The sequence below is a fragment of the Alcanivorax sp. IL3 genome (genome assembly GCF_047495465.1).
Taxonomy (GTDB): Bacteria; Pseudomonadota; Gammaproteobacteria; order Pseudomonadales; family Alcanivoracaceae; genus Alcanivorax; species Alcanivorax jadensis.
In genome coordinates, this window is sequence record NZ_CP179931.1 from 555,204 (window position 1) to 567,987 (window position 12,784).

Sequence of the window (12,784 nt, forward strand, 5' to 3'; positions counted from 1 at the left end):
GCCTTAATGCAGTTTCAGTCGTGGGCGCACCAGCTTGTTGAAGCGGCCGGCGATCAGCAACATGATCGTGCGGGGCCAGCCGTACAGGGCGGCTTGGTGCATGCGATACAGACTGATGTACATCATCCGTGCCAGCCAGCCTTCCACGAAGAAGTTACCACCCTTCAGGTTGCCCATCAGCATGCCCACCGAGCTGTAATTGGACAGCGATACCAGCGAGCCATGGTCCTTGTACTGGAACGGCCGCGGTTCACGTTTCATGATCAGTTGCTGCAGGCTGCGGGCGGTGTGTTGGGCCATCTGATGGGCGGACTGGGCCCTTGGCGGGATGGGCCGCTCTTCGCCTTCCGGGATCAGGAACGCCGCATCGCCGATGATGAAGATGTTCTTGTGTCCCTTGGCCTGCAGGGTCGGCTCCACTTCCACCTGGTTGATGCGGTTGGTGGTCAGGCCTTCGATCTGGCCCAGCCAGTCCGGGCACTTTACCCCGGCGGCCCATACCAGCAGGTCGGCGTTGATGGGGTCGCCTTCCTTGGGTACCAGCGCCTCAGGGGTTGCCTCGGCGACCATGACACCGGTGCGGACTTTCACGCCCGAGGATTCCAGCCGCTGGGTGGCGGTGGCAGAGACCCGTTCGCTGAGCACCGGCAGGATCCGTGGCGCTGCTTCGATCACGTCCACCTGCAGGTGTTTGCGATCCAGCTTTTCGTGGCCGTAGAAATTGAGCATGGACACCGCATGATGCAGTTCCGCGGCCAGCTCCACGCCGGTGGCGCCGCCGCCGACAATGGCTACGGACACTGGCTTGCCTTCATAGTTGGCGTGCAGACAGGCATTCAGGAAGCGTTCGCGAAAGCGTTCCGCCTGGGCGCGGCTGTCCATGAACAGGCAGTTTTCACGCACCCCGGGGGTGCCGAAGTCGTTGCTCTGGCTGCCGGTGGCCAGTACCAGGTAATCGTAGGGGAGTTGTCGTTCCGGCAGCACTTCCGAGCCGTGGTTGTCCTGGAGCGGAGCCAGCGTCAGAGTCTGCGCCTCCACGTTCACCTGGGTCATGGTGCCCGGCTCAAAACGGTAATGGTTCAGCTGGGCGTGGGCGCGGTAGTCCACCGCATCCAGGTCCGCGTCGATGGCGCCGGTGGCCACTTCATGAAAACGCGGTTTCCAGACATGGATGCTGGAGGAATCTACCAGGGTCACGTCCGCGTGGCCGTATTTGCCGAGCTTGCGACCCAGGCGGGTGACCAGAGGCAGACCACCGGCGCCACCGCCGACGACAACAATTCTGGGTTTGCTCATTGGGGCTCCTGTCGGGCCAACCCTCATGGGTTGCCAGTCAATCATATCCACCTTGGCGGTGAACAGGTCCGGGTTAAAGGAGCCTCTGAATGACGCTGGGCGCACTCAGTGGCTCATCAATGAGGCAGAGCCCTTGTGGGGCAGGGAGCGATGACGGTTGTCGCCACTCCGGGGGTGCAGTCTAGCGCGTGTGGTAAACAAGTCCAGACCAGGTGTTTCCTTTTTGCCTTCCCGGGTGGGCGGGTCTGCCCGCCGGGCGGCAATGAAAAAGCCCGCCGGTGGCGGGCTTTTTCAGTGATCCTTACGGATCAGGCCTTGGGGCCGGCAGCACGGATCTCGTCGGACACGTCCGCATACTTCTCGGCAAAGTTCTTTTCGAACTGTTCTGCCAGATCGCGGGCGCGGGCCTCGTAGTTTTCCGGGTTGGCCCAGGTGTTCTTGGGCTGCAGCAGCTGGCTGTCCACACCGGGAACGGCTTTCGGCACGTCCAGGTTGATGATATCCAGGTGCTCGGTTTCCGCGTTGTCCAGGTCGCCGGAGAGGATCGCGTTCACCACGCCACGGGTAGTGGGGATGCTGAAACGCTCGCCTTCGCCGAAGGGGCCGCCGGTCCAGCCGGTATTCACCAGGAACACGGTGGAGCCGAAATCTTCCATCCGCTTGATCAGCAGCTCGGCGTATTCGCCGGCGCGACGGGGGAAGAAGGGGGCGCCGAAGCAGGTGGAGAAGGTGCTCTTGATGCCGCCACCGGAACCCATTTCGGTGGAGCCGACCAGCGCGGTGTAGCCGCTCAGGAAGTGGTAGGCCGCCGCTTCCTTGGACAGCTTGGATACCGGCGGAAGCACACCGGTCAGGTCGCAGGTCAGGAAGATGATGTGCTTGGGCTCGCCGGCACGGTTGGCTTCTACCTTCTTGTCGATGTTTTCCAGCGGGTAGGCGGCGCGGGTGTTCTGGGTCAGGGACACGTCGGTGTAGTCGGCGGTGCGGCTTTCGTCATTGATGATGACGTTTTCCAGTACCGCGCCGAACTTGATGGCATCCCAGATCACCGGCTCGTTTTTCTGGCTCAGGTCGATGCACTTGGCGTAGCAACCGCCTTCGATGTTGAACACCACATCCTTGCCCCAGCCGTGCTCGTCGTCACCGATCAGGTAACGGTTCGGATCGGCGGACAGGGTGGTCTTACCGGTGCCGGACAGGCCGAAGAACAGGGCCACGTCGCCATCGTCGCCCACGTTGGCAGAGCAATGCATGGGCAGTACGTCTTTTTCCGGCAGCAGGAAGTTCTGCACGGAGAACATGGCTTTCTTCATTTCACCGGCGTAACGCATGCCGGCGATCAGTACCTTGCGCTGGGCAAAATTGAGGATCACACAGCCATCGGAATTGGTGCCGTCACGCTCCGGCTCACACTGGAAGTGCGGGGCGTGCAGGATCTGCCATTCTTCCTTGCTGCGCGGATTGTACTTTTCCGGGCGGATGAACATGGTGTTGGCGAACAGGTTGTGCCACGCGGTCTGCGCGGTCACTTTCACTGCCAGGTAATGGTCCGCATCGGCACCCACGTGCAGGTGGGAAACAAAGGCATCAGCGTCGGCAACGGCAACGCTGACACGATCCCACAGGGCATCGAACTTGTCGGCGGGGAAGGCACGGTTAATAGCACCCCAGTGGATGTGCTCGCTGGTGCTGGGCTCGTCAACGATGTAGCGGTCCATGGGGGAGCGGCCGGTGCGATGACCGGTTTCCACTACCAGGGCGCCGGTGTCGGACAGGCGGCCTTCGTTGCGCTGAACAGCCAGCTCTACCAGCTGGGCCGGGCTGAGGTCGTTATAAACAATCGGGTCGGTCATGGTCATTCCTGGGCTTGTGGCCGTGCCGTTTCAGCGTGTATGGGCGCCGAAACTCTGGTTCGCATTGCGGATAACAGTGCCGGTCTCGTGCCCGTTACTGCCACCGGGCAAGACCAAAGGGGACCGGGGGATGAAACCTCCAGTCAGCACAGGCGCGCGATTATGCCAGAAAAGGAAATCAGTGGCGATTCCCCCTTGGACCGGGCGGTCACGGCAGCACGGCCAAGTTGACAGTTAATAGTGGACAGTTGACAGCTACGCGGGTTAGCCGTGACACACATTTAACCGCAAGAGGCCGCGCTCAAGGTTCGAGCGCGGCCTCTTGCACTTCAGAAACTGATACGCCGGACCGCGACGCTGTCAACTGTCCACTATCAACTGTCAACTACTCTCCCGGATCATCTCTGCCAGATCCACCGCATCAAAGCGTTCTCGGTTGCGGCAGAAGTCGCAGGTCAGGGTCACTTCGCCGTCTTCGTCGAGCAGGGTCTGCAATTCGTTGCTTCCCAGGGAGATCAGGGCATTGCGGTTGCGGTCCCGGGAGCAGGTGCAGCCGAACTGCAGGGCCTGGGCGTCGGGCAGCTGTGGTGGGGTGTCGTGGAATAGCCGGTGGAGGATGGTCTGATCGTCCAGGTTGAGTAGCTCTTCCATTTTCAGGGTGCCGGCCAGAGCTTCCAGGTGCTCCCACATCTGTGTGTTGGCGTCGCTGCTGGCCAGCTGGTTGGGCAGCCGTTGCAGTAGCAGGCCGGCGGCCCGGTTATTGCCGCTGGCCAGCCACAGGCGGGTGGGGAGTTGTTCGGATTGGTGGAAGTAGGCTTCCAGACACTGGGCCAGGGAGTCCCCGGCCAGGGGGACGACGCCCTGATACTGGCGGCCCTGCTCCGGGATGATGGTGATCACCATGTTGCCGTCGCCGATCAGGGTCTGGATGTCGCCATGGCTCCAGTCCTGGCCGTCGCTGTGGCGGGCCAGGGCGCGCAACTCGCCCTCGTTGGTGCACTCGGCCAGCAGCAGGGACACCGGGCCCTTGCCCTGGGCCTGCAATGCCAGGCGGCCCTTGAATTTCAGGGTGCTGGCCAGCAGTGCCACGGCGGCTACCGCCTCGCCGATCAGCCCCTGTACTGCCAGCGGGTAGTTATGCCCTTCAATAATACGGGTGACGCTGCTTTCCACCTGCACCAGTTCGCCGCGGATATCGGAGTCAGGGAACAGAAAGCGTTGTTTGTGATCTTGCATGGTCGTGTCCTGAGGGCTGTTGCTGTCTTCGCGATGCCTTTATGGGGGCGCGATAGCGGTTATTCCAGGGTTGTCTCTCTTGAAGCGCTGGATATCCCGGCGTTCCTTCTTGCTGGGCTTGTGGTCCGGTGCGGCGGCGGCCGCCCGTGCCAGCTTGCGTTGCTCGCTGCTCTGTTCCCGGCGGCTGCGGCTTTGTTCGGTTTCCTGATAGAGGGTCTGGGCCACGCTGGCGGGGCCGCGCTTGCTACTCAGGCCTTCTACTATTACCTCGAAATGTTCGGTGCCCTTGGTAATGGCAATGGTCTGGCCGGGTTGCACATTCTTGCTGGGCTTGGCCTTGCTGCCATCAATCTGCACCTTGCCGCCTTCGATGGCGGCCTTGGCCAGGCTGCGGGTCTTGAAGAAACGGGTCGCCCACAGCCAGGAGTCGATACGAACGGTCTCGCTCACGGCATTTCTCTCATGGTAAGACCCGCAGAAAATCGTCGATGGCCGGGAACGGATGGGTATGGTCCCGCTTGGGCAGGCTGGAATCCGGGTGCAGGATGCTGACCGGCTGGCCGATCCCGTAGAGCTGGGCACTGTGCAGCACCGGCAGGGAGTCATCCACCAGCAGGGCGCGGGCCGGGTCAAAGGGCAGGTGGCGTTGCAGGTGCTGCCAGAAGGACTGGGCTTCCTTGGCGTGGCCATAATCGTGGCTGGAGACGATTTCATCGAAATAGCGGTCGATGCCGGTACGCTCTACCTTCAAGTCCAGGGCATCACGATGGGCGTTGGTGACCATGATGACCTGTTTGTCAGACTCCTTCAGCGCCTGCAGAAACGTGTCCGCGCCGGGTCGCACGGCAATGCGATCGCCGGCTTCCCGTTTCAGGCTGGCGATTTCCAGGCCCAGCTCCGCGGTCCAGAAATCCAGGCAATACCAGTTGAGGGTGCCCAGATGGCTGGTGATCCAGTCGTGGATGATGCGGTCGGCCTCGGCCCGATCCAGCCCTTGTTGGCGGGCGTAGCACTCGGGGACATGTTTTTGCCAGAACCAGTTATCGAACTCCAGGTCGAGCAAGGTGCCGTCCATATCCAGTAGCACGGTGTCGACGGATTGCCAGTCAATCATGAATTTCCTGCGTATTCGGGTTAGTCTTCGGCCTCAAGGAGCTTCTGAGTAACTCCCTACAATCATTGCCGCGAGATCTGACGCTGATTATGGATGAGAAACCGGAGATTCTCGACACCCGACTGGTCGCAAAAAGCCGCCTGTTCGGAATCGAAGAGCTGCACCTGCGTTTTCGCAACGGGGTGGAGCGGACCTATGAGCGCCTGCGCACCCCGCCCATTGCGGCGGTAATGATGGTGCCGTTGCTGGATGACGACACCGTGGTAATGATCCGCGAGTATGGCGCCGGCACCGAAAGTTACGAACTGACCCTGCCCAAGGGCGCCTACGAACACGGCGAGGACTGGCGTGACGCAGCTAACCGGGAATTGAAGGAAGAGGCCGGTTATGGCGCCCGTCACCTTACCTTGATGAAGGACATGACCCTGTCGCCAGGTTATATGGGGCACCGCATCAAGGTGGTGTTGGCGGAAGACCTGTATGAAGAGTCCCTGCCCGGGGATGAGCCGGAAGAACTGGAAGTGCTCACCTGGAAACTGTCCGACCTGGACCGTTTGATTGAGCGGGACGACGTGACGGAAGCCCGGGTGATCGCCGCGTTGCTGATGGCGAAGCGGTTGCTGGAGCAACGTCGATAATTGATCTGTAGGAGCGGCGCCTGAGCCGCGATCCTCGCCTCAGGCGAGGAAATCTATCGCATATGGATGCGATTTTCCGGACTTCGCAGCCCTGTTCGAGGCTCATACTCGCAGAGCACAGAGGGCGCCGCTTCTACAGGTGGCAAAATCTGAATCACAGGAAAAACGAAATGACCGACTTTAATACCCTGCTGGAACCGCTCGCCGAGATCGCCCGTGAAGCGGGCAAGGCTATTCTCACTGTGTATGAGCGTGACGACCTGGGGGTGGAAACCAAGGACGACAAGTCGCCGATTACCGAAGCGGATATGGCGGCGCACAAGATTATCGAAGCGCGCCTGCAGGCGCTGACCCCGGAGATCCCTGTGTTTTCCGAAGAGTCCGGTGGCATTGCCTACGCGGATCGCAAGGACTGGCCCCGTTTCTGGCTAGTGGACCCGCTGGATGGCACCAAGGAATTTATCAAGCGCAATGGCGAGTTCACCGTCAACATCGCTCTGGTGGAAGGGGATACCCCGGTGCTGGGCGTCGTGCATGTGCCGGTAACGGCAGTGACCTACCTGGGTGGCCGCGGTGTGGGTGCTTATAAAGAGGAAGGCGGTGAGCGCAAACCAATCCAGTGCCGTGCCCGTACCGCCCCGGTGGTCATGGTGGCCAGCCGCAGCCATGGCGGTGAAGCGGTGGAAAAGCTGGAAGCCTTTATTCGCGAAGAAGTCGGTGACGTGGAGCGTGCCTCCATGGGCTCGTCCCTGAAGTTGTGTCTGGTAGCCGAAGGCAGTGCCGACATCTACCCCCGTCTGGCGCCCACCTCTGAATGGGACACTGCTGCTGCGCATGCGGTGGTAACGGCTGCTGGTGGCGTTGTGGTCAATACCGCGTTCGAGCCATTGCAGTATAACAAGGAAGACATCCTCAATCCGCACTTCCTGGTGCTGGGGCAGAGCATTGAGGAATGGCGCTTTATCGCCCCGGCGATTGCCGGGTAAGGCGTATTCACCACAGAGGACACAGAGTTCACCGAGGGAAAACAGAACCTGTGTTGATAGGCGTTAACTCCGTGTTCTCTGTGTCCTCTGTGGTAAGAAAAAACAAGGAGTTTCCATGAGCAAAATGCATGAGCTGCGATTTGTTAGCGACGGCCAGTCCTGCCGGGGAGATCTATATCTTCCCAAAGGCGACGGCCCCTTCCTGACCGTGGTCATGGGCCACGGTTTTGGTCTCACCAAGGCCTGTGGGCTGGAGCCATTTCGGGATGCCTTTTTGCAAGCCGGCTACGCGGTGTTCCAGTTTGACTACCGGCACTTCGGTGAAAGTGAAGGCATGCCCCGTCAGGTGTTGCTGCCCAACCGGGAAGTGGCGGACTGGCAGGCGGCGCTGGCCTGTGTGCGCAAGCAGGAGCAAGTGGATAACCAGCGCATCGTGTTGTGGGGGACCTCCTTTGGCGGCGGTCTGGTCACCGCCGTGGCGGCCCGGGAACCGGACGTAGCCGGTATCATTGCCCAGTGTCCGATGATGGATGGCCTGGCCTCGGTGCAGGAAGTAGTGCGTTACGCGGGGGTCGGCCAGGCGGTGAAAATGACCGGTCTGGGTCTCTGGGATATGACCAGCAGCCTGCTGGGGATGGGGCCGCGCATGTTGCCCTCTGCCGGCAAGCCCGGCGAGTTGGCGGCCATGTCCAGTCATGATGCCTACGATGGTTATACCGCGCTGATGCCGGAGGGTGTGCCCAATGAAGTAGCGGCTCGTATCGGCCTGGTGCTGCCCTTGTTTCGCCCTGTGACGCAGGCGGCCAAGGTGGCCTGCCCGGCGCTGGTGCTGATCTGTGAAACCGATACCGTGGCGCCGGCTTCAGCCGCAGAAAAGGCCGCTGCGGCCATGGCGAAAGCGACAGTGAAGCGCTATCCGATTGGTCATTTCGATATCTATCAGGGCGAGGCCAAGGATATCAGTGTGGCGGATCAGCTGGAATTTCTTCAGGGTTTGTAGCGTGGGCAAGTTTCAAGTTGCAACGCGCCATACCTTTGCCCTTGATTTCAAACGCATGAGGCCGCGCTCCAGTCATTGGGCGCGGCCTCATGCGTAGCGGCTGACAGCAGCGCTGATCCGCGTTGAAACTTTCAACTTGTCACTTGCGACTCTCAGAACGGCAGTAAGGCCACCAGATCCAGCGTCAGTTGATCTGCGGCAACCAGCGCGCCGGTGGCGATCATGCTCAGGTTGATGCAGGGCAGTATCAGGCCAACGGCGAACAGGTTGACCATGCCGGGCTGGCGGATGCGACCGCTCCATAACAGCAGGCTGATAATGGTGGCGCAGGAAATCGGTATCCATAGCCAGGGGTGAGAGGCGAACGTATCCCCGAAGGCAGTCAGATCGAACATGCCGGAACCCTTATAATTATAGTGTGTAATCCATCCCCGTAAGCGCCTTTCCCCTATGGCGCGCAGGCAGTATGCAGAAGTGGGCAGGGCAGCAATGTGTATGAGGTCACAAATCGGTGATGGCACGATGATATTGGATCGTCCGTACCACTTTATTATGAAAATCAGCGAGTAATAGCTGGTCGCCAACCCCATGGCCGCCATGTGGGTAGACAGGCGGTCAGGGAAAGTAGATCCAGTGTTAATGCTGGCTGCGCCACACCTGCCGTCCCTAGCGGCACTTTTCCCCGTCTCCAGGGCCAATTAACGGCCTGTTTTGGCCTTTTCTCATACCCGCCAGTACGGCTATTCTGTCTGTCAGTTAACGGTGCCATTGAATGATGTCAATGTTTTGCACTGCCGAGACCAGGCGGCCCAAGGGCTGGAGGTAAAAGAGAATGTCTAATAACCACGTTGATGTATTGATTATTGGTGCCGGCCTTTCCGGTATCGGGGCAGCTTGCCACCTGACCCGCAAGAGCCCGAATCGTAGCTATGCCATTATCGAGCGCCGCGAACGCATTGGCGGCACCTGGGATCTGTTCAAGTACCCGGGTATCCGTTCCGATTCCGACATGTTCACCCTGGGTTACAGCTTCCGTCCCTGGACCGAGCCCAAGGTGCTTGCTGATGGCAACTCTATTCGCCAGTACGTGGAAGACACGGCGGAAGAGTACGGGGTGAAAAAACATATCCGCTTTGGTCGCAAGGTGATCAAGGCGAACTGGTCCAGTGCTGATAATCACTGGGCAGTGGAAACCACCAACGAGAAAACCGGCGAGCAGGAAACCTTTACCGCCAATTTCCTGTTCTCCTGCAGTGGTTATTACAACTACGACGAAGGCTACAAGCCGGATTTCCCCGGTGAGAAAGACTTCAAGGGCCAGGTGGTTCATCCCCAGCACTGGCCGGAAAACCTGGACTATAAAGGCAAGAAAGTCGTGGTGATCGGTTCCGGCGCCACCGCCGTAACCCTGGTCCCGGCCATGGCCAAAGAGGGCGCACAGGTCACCATGTTGCAGCGCTCCCCGACCTATATTGCCACCGTGCCGGAAGTGGACCCGATCTCCGTGGGTATGCGCCGTTTTATGCCCGAGATGATGGTCTATCGTTTGGCTCGCGCCCGTAACATTGGTATCCAGCGCCTGGTGTACAAGCTGTCCAAGCAGCGCCCGAAACTGGTGCGGCGAGCTCTGTTGGCGGCGGCGAAGCGTCAGCTTGGCGATGATGTGGATATGACCCATTTCCGCCCCAGCTATAACCCCTGGGATCAGCGTCTGTGTGCGGTGCCCAATGGTGACCTGTTCAAGACCGTTCGCCGGGGTGAGGCCGATATCGTTACCGATCATATCGAGCGTTTCACTGAGAACGGTATTCTGCTCAAGTCCGGTCAGGAGCTGGAGGCGGACATTATTATCACCGCCACCGGTCTCAATGTTCAGATGCTTGGCGGGGTGGAAGGGACCATCGACGGCAAGGCCGTAGAGCCCCGCGAGTCGCTGGTCTACAAAGGCATGATGCTGCGTGATGTGCCGAACATGGCGCTGGTCTTCGGCTACACCAACTCTTCCTGGACCCTGAAAGCGGACCTGGTCTGCGAGTATGTGTGCCGCCTGCTTAACCACATGGAAAAAACCGGCGCCCAGACCGTGATTCCCCGTGACAACGAAGATTGCATCACCGATGAAAACTTCCTGGGTTTGCAGTCGGGCTATGTCATGCGTGCGGACGATCGTCTGCCCCGACAGGGCTCCAAGCAGCCATGGATGGTCGTGCAGAATTACCTGGTAGATCTGCCGAAGCTGCGTTTCGGCGCCATTGATGATGGTGTGCTGGAGTTCAGCAATTTCCAGCCAGTGAAAAAGAAAGGGCTAGTTGCATCGGTGCTTGGCTCCGTTACAGGCTGAAGCGAGCGGTAAACCACAACGCGGCAAGACGTGTTGTGGCTGCAAACCAGAGAGGCCGTGCCCGGGGATCGGGCGCGGCCTCTTTGGTTTCAGTCCTCTGCTTTTTTCTGACGCGTTGTTGCTTGCCGCTTTTTACTTCCAGGGCAGCTGATCCATCCGCTGGCGAGCGCTGCTGTATTCCTGCTTGAGTCGCTCGATCAATTCACTGGCCGGACCGATTTTCTTGATGGCGCCGATACCCTGGCCGCTGCCCCAGATATCTTTCCAGGCTTTTGAGCTGCCGTCGCCGAAATCCATCTTGGATGGGTCGCTTTCCGGCAGGTCGTTCGGGTCCAGCCCGGCCGCTTCGATGGAGCTGCGCAGGTAGTTGCCGTGAACGCCGGTAAAGAGGTTGGAATAGATGATGTCGCTGGCACTGCTGTCGACGATGGACTGCTTGTAGCGTTCGTCCGCGTTGGCTTCGTCGGTGGCAATAAAGGCGGAGCCGATATAGGCCAGGTCCGCACCCATGGCCTGGGCGCCGAGAATGGCGTCACCCTTGGCGATGGAGCCGGACAGCAGCACGGGGCCGTCAAACCATTCGCGGATCTCCTGCACCAGGGCAAATGGCGACTGGGTACCTGCGTGGCCACCGGCACCGGCGGCCACAGCGATCAGGCCGTCGGCGCCTTTTTCGATGGCCTTCTTGGCGAAGAAATTGTTGATGATGTCGTGAAATACCAGGCCGCCGTAGCTGTGAATCGCCTCGTTCACGTCCACCCGGGCGCCGAGTGAGGTGATCACGATGGGCACCTTGTACTTCACACACATTTCCAGATCGTGTTCCAGCCGGTTGTTTGACTTGTGCACGATCTGGTTGACCGCAAAGGGCGCTGCCGGCTGGTCCGGGTTGGCCTGGTTCCAGGCGTCCAGCTCTTCGGTGATTCGCTTCAGCCATACTTCCAGCTCTTCTGCCGGGCGGGCGTTGAGTGCCGGGAAAGAGCCGACGATGCCCGCCTTACACTGGGCGATGACCAGATCCGGGTTGGAGACGATAAACATGGGGGAAGCAACAGCTGGCAGACGCAGCCGCTCTTGCAGGGACGCGGGTAGCGACATGGTAACTCCTTGTTCTGGGTGAGGGCGCCATGGCGGGCGCCTGCAGGAGAGAAATTACACCTGAAAAGACCGGCAATTGCGATGGTTGGATACGACGTTCATGCTGATTCAGACGCTGCCTAGCGAATCGTGGGGGCTTTCAGAAAAGCCAGTAGGCGAGATGGAAAGCCTGCTGAGCGCAGCAAAGGCCGCACGTGCATCAGGTCCTGGTGAATGTCCTGAACATTATCTGTCAGGCTGTCCACTTGCCGGGTGATGCCGTCTACCCGGTGAGACAGCCCCCTGACCTGATCAGGCAAAGCGTCCATGCGTTCAATAATTCGCATGATTCGGTGAGCCATGATCAAGTATTCCAGGGCGGCGCGCACTACCGCCACTATCACCAGCAGCAGCAGGGGCGCGATCGCAGAGGCGATGAGTCCCACAGGTGTGGATATCCAGAAACAGGCGGCAGCAATACCAGCCACGGCCACTGCCGCTCCGCCTACCAGTAGAATGTAGAAGAGTGGCAACAAGCGCATGGTCAGGTAGTGCTCGAAACGCCAATCCGCCAGGTTGGGAACGAGAGAAGGTGGTCGTTGTAAGCGCTGGTCAGGTTCCATGGTGAATTCCCCTATTGTTGTAATGAAATTCAGTCTAGAACCGTAGATTCTTGGCACAATTACCGCAGCGCCGCCCCCTCGGGCGGTGCGGTGATTACAGTGTTTACTTGTCGCCGTTTTCCTTGCTGTCGCCCTTGCGCAGTGATTCGATAAAACGTCCCGGCAGCCCTGCAGAACGCAGCAGCGGACGCAGTTGCATCAGCATTTCGTGCAGGTCGATGACGTGCTCGTTGAGGGCATCCACTTTGTTATCCAGGCTTTCCACACGCTCGGGCAGGGGGCGCATGCTTTCGACAATGCTCATGGTGCGGTGGGCCATGACCAGATATTCCAGGGCAGCCCGGACGATGGCGATCATCACCAGCAGGATCAGGGGGGAGAGGGTGGCGGTGGCCAAACCAAACCATAACGAACTGGAAAAGCTGGCAGCCACAAAAAAGCCCACCAGCAATACCGCGCCAATAATCATCAGCAGGTAGAGCAATGGCAGCAACTGCATGGACAGGTAGCGATTAAACTGCCAGTCCACCATTTGCAGGACTTTTGATTGGTTCAGCTTTTCCTTGTTGAACATAGATACCCCGATGACGATTCATTTGCTTCATTGTTGCCGGGCTACC

The 12,784-nt window shown here is 59.6% G+C and carries 13 protein-coding genes; 4 read left to right on the plus strand and 9 right to left on the minus strand.

All coding sequences use genetic code 11. The features are described 5' to 3' along the window. Positions 1–3: 3 nt before the first annotated feature. The 5 genes from ACMG4M_RS02650 to yrfG all read right to left on the minus strand — a co-directional run bounded on the left by ACMG4M_RS02650 (position 4) and on the right by yrfG (position 5,499). Positions 4–1,296, minus strand: a complete 1,293-nt coding sequence (locus ACMG4M_RS02650) for an NAD(P)/FAD-dependent oxidoreductase (RefSeq protein WP_414430677.1) — start codon at positions 1,294–1,296, stop codon at positions 4–6. A gap of 308 nt (positions 1,297–1,604) precedes the next feature. Next, the gene (locus tag ACMG4M_RS02655; protein ID WP_035246197.1) at positions 1,605–3,149 is read right to left on the minus strand and encodes a phosphoenolpyruvate carboxykinase; all 1,545 of its coding nucleotides are present in this window, start codon (positions 3,147–3,149) and stop codon (positions 1,605–1,607) included. Positions 3,150–3,530: 381 nt separating this feature from the next. After that, positions 3,531–4,385 carry an Hsp33 family molecular chaperone HslO gene (gene hslO / locus ACMG4M_RS02660; RefSeq protein ID WP_414430678.1) on the minus strand — a complete coding sequence of 285 codons (855 nt, stop codon included), beginning with the start codon at positions 4,383–4,385 and terminating at the stop codon, positions 3,531–3,533. Positions 4,386–4,424: 39 nt separating this feature from the next. Beyond that, on the minus strand, positions 4,425–4,835 hold the full coding sequence (locus tag ACMG4M_RS02665; protein WP_414430679.1) for an RNA-binding S4 domain-containing protein: 411 nt from the start codon (positions 4,833–4,835) through the stop codon (positions 4,425–4,427). 10 nt (positions 4,836–4,845) lie between these two features. Beyond that, positions 4,846–5,499, minus strand: coding sequence for a GMP/IMP nucleotidase (gene yrfG, locus ACMG4M_RS02670; RefSeq protein ID WP_035246202.1), 654 nt, complete (start codon positions 5,497–5,499; stop codon positions 4,846–4,848). A gap of 89 nt (positions 5,500–5,588) precedes the next feature. On the opposite strand from yrfG, the gene nudE reads away from it, so the two are divergent. The 3 genes from nudE to ACMG4M_RS02685 all read left to right on the plus strand — a co-directional run bounded on the left by nudE (position 5,589) and on the right by ACMG4M_RS02685 (position 8,123). Then, a complete protein-coding gene (nudE, locus tag ACMG4M_RS02675; RefSeq protein WP_035246337.1) occupies positions 5,589–6,137 on the plus strand; it encodes an ADP compounds hydrolase NudE in 549 nt (182 codons plus the stop codon). Positions 6,138–6,307: 170 nt separating this feature from the next. Continuing rightward, on the plus strand, positions 6,308–7,123 hold the full coding sequence (gene cysQ / locus ACMG4M_RS02680; RefSeq protein WP_035246204.1) for a 3'(2'),5'-bisphosphate nucleotidase CysQ: 816 nt from the start codon (positions 6,308–6,310) through the stop codon (positions 7,121–7,123). A gap of 115 nt (positions 7,124–7,238) precedes the next feature. Next, positions 7,239–8,123 (plus strand): alpha/beta hydrolase, encoded by an 885-nt coding sequence (locus ACMG4M_RS02685; RefSeq protein WP_414430680.1) that lies wholly within the window; start codon positions 7,239–7,241, stop codon positions 8,121–8,123. 152 nt (positions 8,124–8,275) lie between these two features. Here ACMG4M_RS02685 and ACMG4M_RS02690 read toward each other — a convergent pair whose 3' ends face one another. Next, a complete protein-coding gene (locus tag ACMG4M_RS02690) occupies positions 8,276–8,518 on the minus strand; it encodes a hypothetical protein (RefSeq protein ID WP_035246207.1) in 243 nt (80 codons plus the stop codon). Between the two features lie 437 nt (positions 8,519–8,955). Between ACMG4M_RS02690 and ACMG4M_RS02695 the strand changes: the two genes are divergently transcribed. Next, positions 8,956–10,464 carry a flavin-containing monooxygenase gene (locus tag ACMG4M_RS02695; protein ID WP_035246210.1) on the plus strand — a complete coding sequence of 503 codons (1,509 nt, stop codon included), beginning with the start codon at positions 8,956–8,958 and terminating at the stop codon, positions 10,462–10,464. Positions 10,465–10,596: 132 nt separating this feature from the next. Here the strand turns inward: ACMG4M_RS02695 and ACMG4M_RS02700 are convergent, their stop codons facing one another. The 3 genes from ACMG4M_RS02700 to ACMG4M_RS02710 form a co-directional block, all read right to left on the minus strand. After that, a complete protein-coding gene (locus ACMG4M_RS02700) occupies positions 10,597–11,562 on the minus strand; it encodes an NAD(P)H-dependent flavin oxidoreductase (protein WP_272975268.1) in 966 nt (321 codons plus the stop codon). 119 nt (positions 11,563–11,681) lie between these two features. Further along, a complete protein-coding gene (locus ACMG4M_RS02705; protein ID WP_272975269.1) occupies positions 11,682–12,164 on the minus strand; it encodes a DUF4282 domain-containing protein in 483 nt (160 codons plus the stop codon). Positions 12,165–12,267: 103 nt separating this feature from the next. Further along, positions 12,268–12,738, minus strand: a complete 471-nt coding sequence (locus tag ACMG4M_RS02710; RefSeq protein ID WP_272975270.1) for a DUF4282 domain-containing protein — start codon at positions 12,736–12,738, stop codon at positions 12,268–12,270. Positions 12,739–12,784: the final 46 nt, after the last annotated feature.